Raw genomic sequence first — 15974 nt, 5'->3', positions numbered from 1 at the left:
GTGTATCAGGCTGGGCTTCCTCTTAAGCCTCACCGTATCCCAAGCCAGCCCCCGTTGACACGTGAGAAGCCCCTTCACGCCGAAACCGCTCGCACGGCGTCTGCCCGGCCAGCCGCCCTACAAAGCGCCCCGGGAAGAGCTCTTTCCGACCGGCGGTACTGCAAGACACTCGGCTACATTGGACAGACTTGGACAGACTTGGACAGACGCATGCAAGCGGTTCACCAAGAAAGGCATCGCCACTGGATGCGATAGCCTTCAGGCGAGGGTGCACCGCCGCGTCACAGACTTACGCAATGGACCAAACATTCGCCCCACCGACCCACTTACCTTGGTTACATCTTAGGGTTGCCTCGGCGCTCCGCCTCAGCTAGTAACTACCTAGGTCGTCAACGGTTCCATTAAGTACAATACCATCCTAATTTCGTACTTTTTACGGATTTTAGGACGCCCAATGAAAGTACTTTTCGAGACCAAAAAGGTCCAGAAGTCTGGTCGTATCGCCTTGAGTGAGCAAGTCTTGCGTAATGCTGGGCTGCAAGAAGGGGCCCCTGTCGATGTCTTCTTCGATGCATCGTCAAAATGCATCATCCTGCAACGCCCAGCTGACGCTCCAAAAGAAGCAAGCGAGCCAGCCACCTCCGCAACCAAACAAAAAAGAAAGCTTAGCAATGTCGCTTGAGCAGCGCTTCTCCGGGCATGAGTCGTTCGTTTGCCGTTACGGATGGCTCTCGAAGGTCTACCGTGCCGTATCAACTCAGCAAAACGTGCTGAAGGACGACCTCGAATCCATGGGCACCCTCGGCATTGGGCGCAACATGGTCAAGTCAATTCAGTTCTGGGGCGAGGCAACCGGCGTCATTGAGCCCAATGGTGAAGGCGGCCATCAACCAGGACCTGTCGGGCTAAAGCTAATGTCCGCCGGCGGATGGGACCCATACCTAGAGTCACTCGAGTCGCTATGGCTAATTCACTGGTGGCTGGCCTCCTATGCGGATATGGCCGCATGGAATGAAGTGTTTGCAGAGGACGGCGTGAAGCAGTTTGACCGCAAGGGCCTCATCGATAGGCTGACACTGCGTGCAAGCGAAAAACCTCGCCCGCTAGCGTCAAGCACACTAGAACAGCACGCTAGCATCTTCCTGCAGAGCTACCTAAAAGAAGAGCGAAGCAATGACGATACTTCGTGGTGTCCGCTGCAAGACCTAGGACTGCTCACGTTTAAAGCCGGCGAGGATGGAAAAACTAATTTCCAGGTTGCGAATCGTAACCCGCAAGGCCTGACACTTCGGGTCTTCGCTGTGTGTGTGCTGAACTACGTTCGGCACAACGGGCTGAATGCCAAAAGCATCGCTCTTTCTGAGCTCGTTCAAGGAGTGCGCTCGCCAGGAAGAATTCTGTGCCTCGACGAGCTTCTCATACGCCGAATGATAGATGACCTCGCAGCAGGCCTTCTGCAAGGCTGTCTTCGCTTTAATGACACCGCCGACACCCAAAGCATCGTTGTTACTCTTCCCAATGCACCGGAGGAACTCCTGCTGGTCGCCGACTATGAGGCCCTCAATGCCTGAATTCATTATTGAAGAGCTTGCTGTAAGCGAGGGCTCCGTCCGCTCCATCTCTCTAGAGAGAGACCTGTACGAAAAAACTGCGTTGCAGCGATATCTAGTGACACCTTCTGTCGTCACCGCCTTGAATCAACTAGGTCGAGCTCTAGTCTCTGATTCACCACAGCGCGCATGGCGCGTTGTTGGGCCATATGGCAGTGGCAAGTCTGCGCTTGGTGTTGCTGTTGGGCAGCTCTGCGCTGGCCCAGGTCACTTCGCCTCTATTTCCACTGCGCTAAAAGCGCAGTCCCCAGCAACTCACGACCTATTCAAAAAACTAAATCGATTCCCGGTCGCATTGGTGGGTTCGCGACTCTCCTTAGGTGTTGCACTTGGACGGGCCCTTCAGCAAGGGCTGGAACGCTGGCAAGAAAACAAGTCCGCCAAGAAGTTTCAGCAGCGATTGAACCTCACAAACGGGCAATACGACGGCATTCCGCTCAACGCTGCCGTGAGCCAGATGGTTCACGACTTTGCAGATGCTGCGAACGAAAGCGGATTTCACGGGTTGCTCATCATGGTGGATGAGCTAGGAAAGTTCGTAGAGCATGCAGCGCTCTTTCCCGCTGAAGGCGACATCATGGCACTACAGCAGCTCGCCGAAAGCGCGTGCGGTAGTGGTGATATGCGTTTGTCAGTAGTGACGTTTCTTCACCAGCACATGTCTGCGTACGCAGATGGCCTTGGCAAGACCCTGTCAGATGACTGGGAGAAAGTAGCCTCTAGGTTTGAGGAAATCCCGTTCGATGAACCTATAGAGCGCTATGCGCGGTTTGCTGCGCACGCCCTCGGCGTCTCAGCCAAGCTGAAGAAAAACGCCACGCTTGTCTCGAAGGCGAGAGCTCTGTTCAAAGACTCGCTGCAGAGCGGCCTATTGAAAGCACATTCAGCAGACGAAAAGCAATTGTTCGCCGCCGCGGAGCAGTTGTATCCACTCCATCCAACCGTAATTGCGTCTATGGCAATGGTGGCAAAGCGAATGGGCCAGAGCGAACGGTCCTTTCACGCCTTTTTGAACGGAAATGAACCGTTTGGCCTCCGTGACTTTGCTGGGCGCACAAAAGCTACCCCAGATTCCTGGTACAGGCTAGACAGCCTCTGGGACCACCTAGCCAGCTCAAACAGTCTTCGTTTTAGGGAGCGGAACGCCGAACGCCGTTGGCTCTTCGCTAAATCTTGTATTGCGCGTGAGCACGCGGACAGTCTAAAGACCAAGGTACTTAAAGTCGTAGCAGTCGGGGAGCTCGTTGAACGACACCTGCGCATTCAAACTTCCCTTACATTCATTCAAGAAGCGCTAGACGACATTCCAGCTAGCGCAATCGCGCAAGCGGTAAGTGAGTTGGTGAAAGCTGAAGTGCTTCAATCGCGTCGAGACGGAGCACAGATTGCCACGGCCGTCCCTGAGCTAGCGAACATCGACGCACTCTTTGAGGAGGCGAGTCGAGAAAAAGAGGCAACGCTCATCACTCGTGCTCTATCTACGGCGTTAGCCTCAAGACCAGTGGTTGCGAACCGCCACTACGACACTACTGGAACACTCAGAACCCTTGCCATCCTCGTCGGCTCCACGGACGGCTGGCCGGATACACCAAAACTCAACCCGGACGGAGGTAATCCCGACGGATGGCTTAAGGTAGTCATCGTCGGACCAACTAGCCGCGAATTAAAGCAAGCCACAGACCAATGCAAACAACAGAGTGACCCGCTTGAACTTTCCGTTTGCCTCCAGCCAGACATAGCAGCACGTCAAGCGCTAGCGCAGTATGCTATTTGGCTAGCTGTATCACTGAAACTCAAAACCAAGCAACTGGACCCTTGGGCGAATGAGTATGTTGAACGTCAGCTCGCAACGATGCGCGATGCCGTTGACCTAGTTACATCGCAACTACTGACAAACCAGCTCAATCAAGAAGGTGCATCGAATTTCTGGCGTAAGGGACAGAAGGTGCCGGCAAAGGCCGCACGGAATCTGAGCCAACTTGCGTCATGGCTATTTGACGAACAATTCCCGGAAGCACCGAAATTAGTAAACGAACTCATCAACAAGGAACGGCCCGCCTCCGCAATTGTCCTCGCCCGCCAGCGAATGTTTGACGTATTCCTCTCTGGAAATCCGGAGCAACAGATTTGCGGACCGAAAGAATTTCCGCCCGAGCGCCTAATTCATCAAACCCTTCTTGTTGAGTCTGGCATGTGGCAGGTCAACGATGGACGCTGGAAGCTAGTGGCGCCGAAGCCAGGCGCTGCCGTCGATGTATCGCCGCTTTGGGCCACCATTACGGAAGCGTTGGGGAGAGGACCGAGTCTGTATTTCTCTGACCTGATTGAAATTCTCGCCGCTCCGCCCCTTGGGGTGCGCGCTGGCCCAGCTGGAATCTGGGCGGCGTTGTACCTTCTCATAAACAGGGGTACATGCGCCGTCTTTGAACGGGGTAGTCTCATCCTCGAGATGACTGCAGAACATCTACATCGGCTGTTCAAGGCTCCTCATCTCTTCGAGCTACGCGAAATGACTGCGAGCGAGGTCAACCGTGCGTTGCTCGACGACTACGTAGCCGCTCTGGCGACGGTGGGGGTGCGAGTCGATGGCGAAGCCACGGTGCTGGAAATAACTCGTGCCGTCTATCGCTGGATTAGTCGACTGCCTAACTTTACCATCGAGACCAGTACTCTGGGTAAAGACACAGTGCTATTCCGCACGCACATTCAGCGGTCGCGCGACCACATCGACCTATTGTTGCGAGCGTTGCCAAATGTGCATAAAGAAAGCAAATCCAAGCAAAGCTATCGCGAATGGGTCGCGGCTGCGCTGGCTGACCTTGGCGGTTGCTACCGCCGCTTACAAGACGAGGTTGCTACCATCCTTGGCACGTCTTTCGAGATTGCGGGAACCTTACCGCGCGTGCGCCAACAACTTCAAAAAGAATGCAGTTCGGCAAGCGCCGACTTAGCTGAGTCCAACCTTCGTGCATTTGTCCTACGTTGTGCCGACATCACTCTGCCCGACGAGCGTTGGCTCGACTCCCTGGCCAGTCTCATTGTGCACAAGCCACTCGACGCTTGGGTCGACTCAACTATCACGCAATTTGAGATGGCCGTGATTGACCTTTGTGGGCAATACAAGCGATGGGCGAAGCTTGTAAGTCACCGAGTTCGCAATCCAGTTATGGGGGAACGTTACGTATCCGTTACGATGACTCTACCTTCAGGACACGAGGAGGCAGTATTCGTCGTCGCCGACCCAGCTGCAAAAAGAATGGCTGAGGAGTTACTCTCAATGTTGGAGGCGAAGCAGACGGGCTCACGCGAGCAAATGCTGGCAGCACTTGGGCAAGCACTGCTGACGCTGCAGGCGTCTACCCATTCATCTAGCGAGGAAAATATAGATGTCCAACAAAAAGCCAGTTAGGCACATCCTGAGTTTGTCTGGAGGTAAGGATAGCGCGGCGTTGGCCATCTATATGCGCGACCGAGTGCCTGAGATGGAGTACATCTTCAGCGATACCCTCAAGGAGTTGCCGGAGACCTATGAGTACCTAGACCGCATCTCCAGCTTCCTGGGCAAGCAAGTCATTCGGCTAAACGCGGACCTCGGGTTCGACCATTGGTACCACATGTACGGTGGAATGATTCCATCCAATCACCGCCGTTGGTGCACACGTGCATTGAAGCTCAAGCCATTTGAGCAGCATTGCGGGGATGACGAGGTCATCAATTACGTTGGACTTCGTGCCGATGAGGAACGCAGCGGTTATATCAGTCATAAACCTAACATTACGGCTGTCTACCCATTCAAGGAAGACGGGCTAATCCTGCGTGATATTGAAGGCATTCTCAAGAGTTCAGGGGTTGGCATGCCCCCATACACCAAGTGGGGTCGAACCAGGTCAGGTTGCTTCTTCTGCTTTTACCAGCAAAAAATTGAGTGGGTAAAGCTTAAGGAGACCTATCCTGACCTCTACGAAAAAGCGAAGGAATATGAGGTTCCATACGAAAAGACCGGCAACTTTTTCACCTGGAGCCGTGGGGAAAGCCTCGCAGAAATGGAGAAGCCCGAACGGGTCGAACAAATCAAGCGTGAACATATCATCCGCATTCACCGAAAAGCTGCGCGTAAGGAGAACGCCACGCTAATGGAAGTTTTCTCCAGTGCAGAAACGGCCGAAGAGCCAGATGAAGACGACGACCAAGGCTGCTTGGTTTGCCAGCTCTGAAAGTCATCGAATGTCCTTTGTTGTCACTGCGAGAACAATTCTCCATCTTGGGTCCGACCTGATATCTTCGGACGGCGTTGCAATTTATGAATTGGTAAAAAATGCGATAGATGCAAAGTCACGAGAACCAATCGAAATTGTCTTTGATGTCGTGATAAAGCAAGCCGACTTTGCGACTTGCATAAATCTCACAAAGAATGACGCCGACAAATCACTACAAGACCTAAAGTTGGCGTTCAGGTCGAAAGTGAATCTTGAGGCTGATGAAGCCTTGAAGTCAGAATTTCTACAAGCCATCGGGTCATCACAATCGCGCGAAGAGCTACTAAAAAATGCGACCAATGCATATAAAAGCACCAGTCGCATAGTTTTTACTGACTCAGGGTCAGGCATGTCGGCCACAGACCTGGCGGACATCTACTTAACAATCGGCACGACTCATCGCGCCAAGCAAGTGCGTGCGTCTATCGCGGATGGGGACGAAAAGCCTCCATACTTAGGAGAAAAGGGGGTGGGTCGCCTTTCCGTAATGAGACTAGGTTGGCGAGTGAAAGTCGAAACGGCAACCGACAATGATGAGATTACGAATATCTTAGAAATCGATTGGCGCAAGTTCGAAGAAGCAGACGATGCTGACGCTTCTTCTATTCAACTTCGCCCCGTGCCCGGTCGACCCAAGCCCGTAGGGCCAAAAACTTCAGGGACAATTATTACGGTATCCGACCTGAGGTCAAGTTGGGACGTACCGCGGCTTCAGATTGTCGCACGTGATGACATTGCGCGAATGGCCGACCCATTCTCCGCTGAGGATGGTCGGCGATTCAGGCTAAAAATGTCTCTTAATGGCGTGAACGTCAGCTCACCTCGAAACATTGCCAAGGAACTACTCAAAGAAGCTCATGCCAAATGCATTGGAAAGTACTTTTTTGATGAATTAACGGGAAAACCAGCACTAACGGCAACAATCGAAACTGACCTTTATGATGGTGAACCAAGGGATTTTAGTTTTGATTTGACCGACCTACTCTCGATTTCTGGTCTTAAAGAAAATGGGCAGCCATGGACGGTACTAAAGACTCTGGGCCCATTTGAGTTCGAACTGTATTGGTTCAATCGACAAAGACTCAAAGCAATTCCCGACATCGGAGCAAGAAAAGACGTAGGGGCTTTGATAAAAGCCTGGACGGGCATCGGACTTTACAGAGATGGATATCGCGTTCTGCCATATGGAAGTGAAGGCGATGACTGGCTCCGCTTGGATATGGAGGCCCTGTCAGCAAGCGGCTACAAGTTAAACACAAAGCAGCTCATTGGGCGTGTAAAAATTGGCCGAATAAAAAACCCAGCACTTATTGACCAAACAAATCGACAGGGACTAATAGAGTCTCCAGAACGAGATGCGTTAATTTCAATAATGCACGAATTAGTTTCGGCCTGGTGGCACGACTATCTCAATGATGCAATCAAGAGTCAAAAGAAAAAGAATGAACTCAGCTACGACCCAGTAACAGAATCAACTGTGGTGGAATCATTAGAGCTTCGCGCCACAAATTCGATTAAAGAAATTCGACGCAGCTACACTGGCGAAGGCCGTTTACTGGCTGAAGTAAAAGACGCTTTCCTGGAAATCAAGGATGCGCATCAACGAGCAGTTGAGCGCATCGGTGCAATTGAGGAAGAAAAAGAACGACTCACTCAACTCGCAGGAATTGGATTACTTGTCGAAATGATTGCTCATGAATTGGCCCGGGCAACTGAGCTGACGCAAGCAACGTTAAAAGATTTGAGCAGAAAGAGTATAAGTGCGGATGCAACTGCAGCGCTAAAAACTCTTGGCACACAAATCAAGGTAATTCAAAAAAGACTTGTTGCACTTGAACCTTTATCAATTTCCGCAAGATTTCGCAGAAGTAGGCAAAGCCTCCTTCCAATACTAAAATACATTTTCGAAGGCCATATTTCTCAATTTGGGGAAGAACGCCACAACATTGCCTACACCATCACCTCGCAGGAAAGCGATATTCATGGATTCATTATCGAGGGACACTTTGTTCAGATAATTGAGAACTTAATCATAAACTCTGTTTACTGGATGGATGTGCATAAAAAAGAGCATCCGAATTTCGAACCAAAAATCCTAGTTGAACTACTTTCCCACCCACCACGGGTAAGGTATTTCGACAATGGACCGGGCATTCCTAAAAATAGAATCGACACGGTGTTCGACGCATTTTTTTCCACAAAAAAAGGAACAGGTTCTAGAAGACAAGGGCTAGGACTCTATATCGCGCGACAGAATGCTGAAGCAATGGGGGGGGCCTTGTCACTGATTGATTTAGGGCACCAACATCCTAATCGCTATAACACCTTTGAGTTAGAACTAAAAGAGGAAGCTAATGGAGCTTAAGGATGTCTTTACGGCAGGCGGCGTTAACTGTGCGCACATCGTTGATGACGCTTATGATGCTACGCCCACCTGGAAATTAAGTGACGAAGTAATCCAGAGCTTTATTGAAGCAGCATCTGACGAGGACTTTCTCAAAACGGCAGAGCTTTTTGATTGCGACTCAAACGAAGACGAAATTAGCAAGCAACTTCGCTACTCAGATTCTTTTGGACAATTATATAAAGCAAATTTTGAACTTACTCCAAATGCAAAAAATGCAATTTTTGGAGATTTCGAAAAATTTAGAGATGGCAAGCGTAAGCTACTAGAGCCTCTAATTGAACTCTTAGAAAAAGAAGGGATAACCACTCTTTTATTTGGCGCTGATTATGATATCAGCACAGCACCTATTCCGCAGCTTCTCTTTGTAGATTTAAAGCTCCAAGAAAGCAGTTTGACGTTCGACCATACAGATGCAGTTAGGATTGTTCAGAAACAACAGGTGACATATCCGAGCAGTAAGCCTTTCGTTTTTCTAATGTCATCATTGGAAGTACAGCTTCCACAAATGCGCGAACCCTTTCGGCGAGATGCCAAGCTATTTCAATCTGAATTTGAGGCAATTAAAAAAGATTCTTTAGCGGATACTGAAAACGTTAAAGTAATGCTGGCAGCTTACACAAGAGCAATGCCACAAACAAATACACTTCGCGAAAGCGTAAGTCAATTAAACGATTCATTTAACGAAGCTTTAAAGAACGTCACATCCGAACTGCGCGCCTTAGATTTAGCCGATTACTTTGCCGTTTTTCATAACACAACAAGCGTAGAAAAAACGACTCTTGGCGTTTACATCATTGAATTACTTCTTGAGTATATATCTCATGAAATTGAGGGCACTGATGCCATCTGGAAATTACATGATGGACTGCAAGATTTAAAACTTCAAAAATTACCTCGTGCCAGATTTGGATTGACTCTACCAGCCGCTCAACTTTATTCTGCTGGAATGCTTCATTCAAAGAAGCGCTTACTTGCGGAAGAGAATATTGGCCGCGGCCCAAATAAAGGTTATTTTTATTTAGGTGACATTTTCTGGGAAACTCCTGAAGCTAATCACGCTCTTCCATCGAAAGCATATGTTGTAATAACTCCAGCTTGCGACATCGCTCGCCCTGAAAGCATGGTTGAAAGCCTTATGCTCTGTGAAGGCGATGTGACTGCTTTTGTTCCAGGAGCTATTCCAAATGTGCGCGATGCGTTGCCAGTGGTCGTAGTAAGAAATCCTAAAACCGGGCAGGATGTGCTTATCAACTGGGATAAATCCAGTTTAAAAATTTGGGATGAAGGTAAGCGGGCTACATTTAGGACTAATCAATGCACCTACGAGAGAATTGGGAGATTACGACCGGTATATGCTCTTCAACTCCAACATGCTGTCACATCAAACTTAAGCCGAATTGGAACTCAGAGACCCCCGAGCATTCTTGCACCCCGTCATATTCGCTGTTATGTGAGCGGGGGTAATAGTCGCTGGAAGATTTTATATAACAGTCCCGGCATTGATGCAGGCGCTCTTGCTGAGCTAACAGTTGATGGCGAATCGTCAGTAACCTATATACTTTCTGACCCAACGATACACGAAATTTTACGCTCACTGAAAACGTGGATGGCAGAAAATCCCAATGCCCAAAGTGTTTCCGATTTGATGAAAATTGACGGTGATGAGGTAGTCGATGCCCTGCAGGGATTCAAACAAAATGTACCAAAGCCCGATGGTGACCGTCACGATGTGACAGCATATCCACTAAATCAAGTTAATGGAATTGGTAAGCTGGTCGCTTTTTTGCCAAGCCGGAATGCCACCTCTCCATTCAAAGATATTAGGAATTCATCAAGAACGAAAAAAGACAGAGAAACCAGATTTCTCATCGTTTTCGAAGACAAACCGGAAATTCAAGAGCCTGACGATATAGCCCCGAATGACGGTCCGTCCAATACCAACCTTAATGGAGATACTACAGCCCTTTCCGTAGTGGAACCTGCCGCTGCACCTACAGCTGTCGTATAGACGAATGAGGCAGTGTTGTTGATATTAGAGTGAGCTGTGCAAGTATGGGACTCTTCGGGCTCGAGTGTCTACTAGGCGAGAAACCCTATAGCGGCCCGTATTCACTTTTTTAGCTTGGCGCTCCTGAAATGAAAAAAACTTAGAGCCCCCTTTGCTACGCCACCCCATATGTAGCGATACACCTGGGACACCTCACTCCTTTTTGCAGTACCGAGCAACGGCGCTTTTGGAGATACCGAGAACTTTTGCAATCGTGCGGCAGCTCTGGCCTTCTTGAGCGAGCGTCCTTGCTTGCGTTGCCTTGGCCTCGAACACTGCAAGCCATTCCGGCCTAGTAGGCTTACCCTGCAGACGGCGCTTCACTCTCGCACGCTCTGTGTCCCTTGTCGTCGCCGTCTGCTTGCTGATGATGGCCTTCAGTTCACGCTCTTCGGAAGGGTCTATCGACAGGAGTTCAATCAGTCGCTGATTGGTCCACTTGTATTTGGGCGACACCTGCTTGCCTTCAAACTCTATCGTCTCGCCGCGCGCGGAAGCACGGGCCTTGTCCATGACGGTAGAGACGCAGCTTCGCAATTCATCATGGGACCAGCTCGGCGCGAATTCGGACCTCAGTGCGTACAGCTCGGCTTCTAGTTCCCACAGCGTGCAGCAGTCCGCCAGGAAGCAGGCGGCCAGGAACATGAAGGTGTTACGATGTCCTGCTGGCACGCCCTGCCCCCATGCCGGGTTGGACCAGCGTATGGAGACCAAGGTGCGCAGGTCTGCCAGCCGGTCCCAGGCCAACTGCGACACAGGCAGCGCACGCAAACAACTTTGGCTGCGCGACCGAGCCTTCGAGGGACGGATTTTGGCTATCGTGGCTTGAGCCAGCAGGCGAGCTTCGTGCTCGACCTGCCAAGCCTTGCGGTCCTCTTCGATTTGCCCTCGTGTCTTGGGAAGGATGGTGTCCGCAAATTCATCCCAGGCGTAGCCGACCACCCCTGATGGCAGCGGTTCGCCGCCGAGGGTTGGTACCCGGGTCATGTGGGTTACTCGCACCAGTTCGCCCGAACGAGAGTTGATAGTTCCGGTCAACCGCAAAACCCGTGAGCAGTCCAATGCTCCTGGGTCGGCGCCAAGGTCCTCCAGACGTGTCTGTAAGGTTTGCTGGACGCGAGACCAGCGTGGCAAGGCTGCGCTCTCTGCTGGCCTCGCAAAGAGCCATTTCACCTGCAGGCCACGGCCGGAGCTGACGACCATGCTAGGAGGTGGTATCCCTAAATCGTCGCATGCGGTCAGCAGCCGTTGCGTCAGTATTTCCGGGGACAAGCCACGCAAGGCTGGCAGCTTGTAGGTGTCGAGGTCGATAAAGCACAACGGAATGCGCTTGAGCCCGACTTTGCGCCGACCGGGCAGAAAGAACTCACACTGACCTAGCCAGACATCGGTCTCCCCCCGCAGGCGGTCCATCCAAAACGGCAACTCTGACAGCATGAACGTGGTCTGCTTGCGCACGCCACCATCTTGGCGCAGAACCGACACAAATCCGCTGCGCGCGGGGTCGTGGTAATGCAGAGGCTCGTCGTAGCCGACGTCCTCGAGGAGCTGCAGTTGTGCAGTCATCGCTTTTTCTCCGAAGGGCGGATAAAAAGTGATGGCTATTTGATGATGTAGTCTTCACGTTTCACCCGCACCGCCCCTGCCTCTCATGCCCGCCAAAGCGAAGAGTCAGGGGCGTTGGTTTTAGGGCCACGCCACGCGGCCCGTACCTCGGGTCTAGCCAGCCGGTTTTATCTAGCTTCGCGCGCTCACCCAGTCAAACCGCTGCAGCGCCGTGCGCAAAGCTTTGTGAGCTTCATTGATTCCCTTCCACAAGGCTCCCACATCGGGGTGTCCCTCAGGCGCGTTGGCCCGCCTGGGGTAACCGCCCGCCTCCACAAATACGCACGCTCGCTCCAATGCAACCCGAGCTTCCGCCACGCTATCCCTGGGCTCAGTGGTCACCACGCCTCGCAGCACGGCTACCACCGTGTCAATTTCCGCTTGCGAAACCGGTCGGTCCTGGCTGCGTCGCATGGCCTCCCTGAGCGCCTCTGTCGCCGACCGCAGCGGCCGCAGCGGGTCCACCAAGCTTTCTTGCGCTTGCCGCTCCGCCTCCGCCAGAAGGGCTCGGTTAGGCGTAAACACCTCTGCTTCCAGACGTTGCATCTCGTAGTCACGCAGCGGCTCAGACTGCGATGTGAAGTCAGCGGGTAGTGCCGTTGCCCTCAAGGGGATTTGCCCGACCGCTCGCTCTTCGAATATGAAAGCGGCCGGGGTACCTGGCACTTTGACTTGCTTGCGACGGAAGAGCTTGATGACGGTTTTACGTTTTCGGATGATGAAGGCCATGTTTTCTCCAAGGAGTCGTGAAGGGGATGCGCCGTATAGCAACAGGTGCGCGAAACACCCGCCACCTGGGGCCCGTCGTTATCAGCCACTGCGGACGCTCACGACAGGCCACAGGCGTTGGCCGCCCCCGGCCACGTGAACGCGCACGCTTCGAATACCCTCGCCTTTGAGCAGCCGGCCATCTGCAACACCCGGCCCGACGACACCAAACGGTCAGCCTCGAACGCACCCGCAGGCGGACGGCGCGGCGTCCAGCCGCGTGCCTCCTCGACACGGTGGCAGCGAGAACGAGGGACAAACGGCCTGAAGAATCATTCAAGAGGAGACGCCTGACGCGACCGCCCGAGCTGAGGCGGGGTGCACCCCCGCCGCCGTCCTGCGCGTGAGGCTTTGGGTGGACCGGTCCGGCTCGTCAGAGACGGACGGCGTTCCCGTCGGGGTCCCCGTGCGGGGCTCAGAAACTTTCATTTCTGCCCCGCATGGGGCCAACGGGCCGGCAGGCACGCAGGAAGAAGATTTGGGCCGGCGACCTTTGGTCGGCGGCGGGGGTGCGCGCCGGCGAAGCCGGAGACAGGACAGTCGCTTTGAGCGTACGTCGCGACGGAAACGTGAAGGACGCGCGCCCCAGCGCGCGAGGCGGGACAAGGGGAAAGCACAGTTGACCCCTGCTCTTGGCACGACGTGCCGCAAGACCCCGGCCGCACACCGCAGGTCGGTATCGCGTGGTGGTTGGTCTATTGCGATGGCCTATCGCAATGGACTTCACGACGGCTCGCTATAGGTGGCAAAGCCACCCTCACGCTTGAGCGTCGTGCGACCAGTGGCCCTGAACACGCTCAGCTACCCCAAAAACTCTCATGAACGAACGAGACAATCAACAGGTCTCCCCAACAGGGGCGCTCCACGATAGCGATGAGGATGTATCGGAGGCCCCCCATGAGGGGCGCGCCACGCGCGCCCCGAAGCCCGGTTTAACAGGCGCTTCGCCGCACCAGGGCGCGAAGAGCGCACCAACCGTGGCGCGGACACCGCGCCCCCGTGTCGACCGCGGTCTGACCCGAGAGGTCTCGGCCCACGCGCTCCGGGCGCGCATTCAGGAGCGGATGTTGGCCGCCATTCACCGCTTTCGTGTTGTGCGCACGCTTGACCTGACGGCTTTGTGCTTCCCGGAACGCAACTTCAAAGCAGCCCTGGTGGCCGCGCAACGGGCGATGCGTCAGCTCAAAAAGAACATGTTCGTCCGGCCGTTCATTACCGACCGCAAACAGCATGTCTACGGCCTCACCCCAGCAGGCGCACAACAGCTGCACGAACAAGGGTTGGTTGGAACGGCCTCGGTGCGGCGCGTAGCCGACATGACCAACCCCGAGCACTTGCTCTGGGCCAACTTCCTGGTGATGTGTTGCGAGGCCCGCGGACTCTCGGCGCTAACCGAGACTGAACTCCTGCGTGATGCTCGCTTGAAATCCAAGGGAACAAGTGCTGGCCACGGCCAGACGAACGCACCTGCCATGCCGTCCTTGATGGACGTGCCACAAGCTGCGGGTAGTTCTAAGCATTGGCGCTTGCGCCCGGACGCCATCTGCTACGAGCCCGATGGAGCAACATGGTTTGAAGTCGACCGCAGCCGACGCGGGGCGGACCGTGTCGCCAAACTTGGGGGCCTGATTCGCTGCATCGGACGCTCGCTGAAGAACGGCGAGTCGCTTCGACGCGTAATTCTCTTCGCGAAGACGGCTCGTGTCTGGAACACCGACCTGGCGGCATTGCGCAGCGTGGGCATTGAACTACGTCCAGATGCCAAACCACCGGTCGGTGACCCACCCGGAACGGTGTACTACACCGAGGCGCCTCAAACTGAAGCCAAGGTACGTTGCTTCACTATCTCGGGTTTTCGCAAACATCGCCAAGCAGATGGCCGCACTGCGGAACGCCTCGAGGTACTTGGATATGTCATCGTGCAGGTGCTGCCACTCAATCTTGCGCGCTTCCGTGTCGATGTGCGCAATCGAGAGGGATGCAACGGATGGTTTGACGAGAACTATCTCCCCTACGCCCGTCCCGTTGGTATGGCACCCTGGGCGGTGCCGACATCACCGTTGTTGGAAGGCGAAGGCTGTTGGTAGGCGGTCGCTATAGGTTGGTGGATGGGCTTTCCATCCATCAACCTACAGGACATCAACATGCAAGCATTTGGCAACGTCGCGACGGCGGCGGTCAGAAAAGAATCCAAGACCACGGGCCGCGCGTACTACGAGTTCCGCATTTGCGAGAGCACGCGCGGGGTGGACAAAGACCCAACCTGGTACACGGTTCGGGTCATGAAGGATAACAATCCGCGTTTCGCCAAGGGCGACTTCGTCAAAGTCACCGGCAAGCTCAAAGCGGACTTTTATCTGTCACGCGAAGGCAAACCCACCGGCACCCTGCTCATCATTGCGTTCGAAGCCGTGAAGCTGGCCAAACCAGCCGCACAACCGGCGGAAGCGCCAGAAGGTAGTTGATTCAAAGCGGCCCTCGTGGCCGCTTTACTCTTTGCAGAAGCCCCGTGAGATTCCTAGCCCCATGCAATCCAAGGGAGGTGCTCACCCCCCTCACTGTGAAAAGATTATCAGTTGCTGCAGCCAGCATGGGTCGCCACTTGAATTGACCAAAACGGTTGCACTTGCGACATCGAACCATCTCTTGTCGCTACACGCAGTGCAGGATGTACTGCGACTAGGACATATGCTATGAAGGAATCGGAACGCAGCAGCGCTACACGACGAGTTAAACGAGACAAGTCAGAACGGATGCTGGAGTTGCTGGTGGCAGAAGCCATCAGGCGCGGCGACAGTTTGACCGACTTGGCGCGCCATCTCGGTGTCAGTTATGGGCGCTTGGCGCAATGGCGCCGGGGCGAGGGAAGCATTCGAACCGCGCACCCCCAGGTGCTGACGGCGGCGGCACACTACCTTCGGATACCCAAGGTGTTGGCACTGGCGTTCGCAGGCTACATAAGCTTGGAGGATTTGCAATGGCCCTCACCTCTCGCACAGGAGCAGCGATTGCACGTCGAACTGCAGCTCATCGCGGCTCATCCCATGGTGGGGCCGTTTGTTCCCTACAGCCTCGGCACGGCACCATTGGAAATCAGAGCGTTTGTGGTCTTCTTGTTTCGGGAGTTTCAGGCGAGTGAGTCGTCAAGACAAGCGCCGTGGTTCGCCGGCATCCGCGATGCTTTGAATCTTCTCGATGCCGCCCAATCGAACCGTGATGGTTAGTCCATCGATTTTGTCGTCAAAATCTGAACGCCCCTCCGGGGGCGTTTTTCAATTGCA

At 53.7% G+C, this 15974-nt stretch carries 11 protein-coding genes; 9 read left to right on the top strand and 2 right to left on the bottom strand.

The window, feature by feature from the left end; genetic code table 11:
• Nucleotides 1-454: 454 nt before the first annotated feature.
• Genes AAFF27_11025 through AAFF27_11000 form a run of 6 tightly spaced genes read left to right on the top strand, consistent with a single transcriptional unit; the run spans nucleotide 455 to nucleotide 10281 of the window.
• The gene (locus tag AAFF27_11025; protein XAH25687.1) at nucleotides 455-682 is read left to right on the top strand and encodes a hypothetical protein; all 228 of its coding nucleotides are present in this window, start codon (nucleotides 455-457) and stop codon (nucleotides 680-682) included.
• Complete coding sequence (locus tag AAFF27_11020; GenBank protein XAH25686.1) at nucleotides 672-1571, top strand: DUF4007 family protein; 900 nt, start codon at nucleotides 672-674, stop codon at nucleotides 1569-1571. The genes AAFF27_11025 and AAFF27_11020 overlap by 11 nt, the downstream gene beginning before the upstream one ends.
• Nucleotides 1564-5019, top strand: a complete 3456-nt coding sequence (locus AAFF27_11015; GenBank protein ID XAH25685.1) for a hypothetical protein — start codon at nucleotides 1564-1566, stop codon at nucleotides 5017-5019. The genes AAFF27_11020 and AAFF27_11015 overlap by 8 nt, the downstream gene beginning before the upstream one ends.
• Nucleotides 4997-5824, top strand: coding sequence for a phosphoadenosine phosphosulfate reductase family protein (locus AAFF27_11010; GenBank protein XAH25684.1), 828 nt, complete (start codon nucleotides 4997-4999; stop codon nucleotides 5822-5824). The genes AAFF27_11015 and AAFF27_11010 overlap by 23 nt, the downstream gene beginning before the upstream one ends.
• The gene (locus tag AAFF27_11005; protein ID XAH25683.1) at nucleotides 5784-8231 is read left to right on the top strand and encodes an ATP-binding protein; all 2448 of its coding nucleotides are present in this window, start codon (nucleotides 5784-5786) and stop codon (nucleotides 8229-8231) included. Before AAFF27_11010 ends, AAFF27_11005 begins: the two co-directional genes overlap by 41 nt.
• Nucleotides 8221-10281: a hypothetical protein gene (locus AAFF27_11000; GenBank protein XAH25682.1), complete on the top strand. Its 2061-nt coding sequence runs from the start codon at nucleotides 8221-8223 to the stop codon at nucleotides 10279-10281. The genes AAFF27_11005 and AAFF27_11000 overlap by 11 nt, the downstream gene beginning before the upstream one ends.
• Before the next feature lie 192 nt (nucleotides 10282-10473).
• Here AAFF27_11000 and AAFF27_10995 read toward each other — a convergent pair whose 3' ends face one another.
• Nucleotides 10474-11886, bottom strand: coding sequence for a hypothetical protein (locus AAFF27_10995; GenBank protein ID XAH25681.1), 1413 nt, complete (start codon nucleotides 11884-11886; stop codon nucleotides 10474-10476).
• A gap of 171 nt (nucleotides 11887-12057) precedes the next feature.
• Nucleotides 12058-12654, bottom strand: a complete 597-nt coding sequence (locus tag AAFF27_10990; GenBank protein ID XAH25680.1) for a hypothetical protein — start codon at nucleotides 12652-12654, stop codon at nucleotides 12058-12060.
• Between the two features lie 1106 nt (nucleotides 12655-13760).
• Between AAFF27_10990 and AAFF27_10985 the strand changes: the two genes are divergently transcribed.
• The 3 genes from AAFF27_10985 to AAFF27_10975 all read left to right on the top strand — a co-directional run bounded on the left by AAFF27_10985 (nucleotide 13761) and on the right by AAFF27_10975 (nucleotide 15917).
• Entirely contained in the window at nucleotides 13761-14780 is a 1020-nt protein-coding gene (locus AAFF27_10985; protein XAH25679.1) for a replication-relaxation family protein, read from the top strand.
• Between the two features lie 57 nt (nucleotides 14781-14837).
• Nucleotides 14838-15158 (top strand): single-strand-binding protein/primosomal replication protein n, encoded by a 321-nt coding sequence (locus AAFF27_10980; GenBank protein ID XAH25678.1) that lies wholly within the window; start codon nucleotides 14838-14840, stop codon nucleotides 15156-15158.
• A 228-nt stretch (nucleotides 15159-15386) separates the two neighbouring features.
• Nucleotides 15387-15917, top strand: coding sequence for a hypothetical protein (locus tag AAFF27_10975; protein ID XAH25677.1), 531 nt, complete (start codon nucleotides 15387-15389; stop codon nucleotides 15915-15917).
• Nucleotides 15918-15974: the final 57 nt, after the last annotated feature.

The organism is Xylophilus sp. GW821-FHT01B05, from assembly GCA_038961845.1.
GTDB lineage: Bacteria > Pseudomonadota > Gammaproteobacteria > Burkholderiales > Burkholderiaceae_C > Xylophilus.
The sequence above is the reverse complement of the archived record's forward strand: the minus strand, read 5'-3'. Positions and strand labels throughout refer to the sequence as shown.

Excerpts from the sequence above, each read along its gene's own strand:
- AAFF27_11020 (XAH25686.1), top strand. The coding sequence starts at position 672 with ATGTCGCTTGAGCAGCGCTTCTCCGGGCATGAGTCGTTCGTTTGCCGT.
- AAFF27_10995 (XAH25681.1), bottom strand. The coding sequence starts at position 11,886 with ATGACTGCACAACTGCAGCTCCTCGAGGACGTCGGCTACGACGAGCCT.
- AAFF27_11010 (XAH25684.1), top strand. The coding sequence starts at position 4,997 with ATGTCCAACAAAAAGCCAGTTAGGCACATCCTGAGTTTGTCTGGAGGT.
- AAFF27_10980 (XAH25678.1), top strand. The coding sequence starts at position 14,838 with ATGCAAGCATTTGGCAACGTCGCGACGGCGGCGGTCAGAAAAGAATCC.
- AAFF27_10975 (XAH25677.1), top strand. The coding sequence starts at position 15,387 with ATGAAGGAATCGGAACGCAGCAGCGCTACACGACGAGTTAAACGAGAC.
- AAFF27_11015 (XAH25685.1), top strand. The coding sequence starts at position 1,564 with ATGCCTGAATTCATTATTGAAGAGCTTGCTGTAAGCGAGGGCTCCGTC.
- AAFF27_11005 (XAH25683.1), top strand. The coding sequence starts at position 5,784 with ATGAAGACGACGACCAAGGCTGCTTGGTTTGCCAGCTCTGAAAGTCAT.
- AAFF27_10990 (XAH25680.1), bottom strand. The coding sequence starts at position 12,654 with ATGGCCTTCATCATCCGAAAACGTAAAACCGTCATCAAGCTCTTCCGT.
- AAFF27_11000 (XAH25682.1), top strand. The coding sequence starts at position 8,221 with ATGGAGCTTAAGGATGTCTTTACGGCAGGCGGCGTTAACTGTGCGCAC.
- AAFF27_11025 (XAH25687.1), top strand. The coding sequence starts at position 455 with ATGAAAGTACTTTTCGAGACCAAAAAGGTCCAGAAGTCTGGTCGTATC.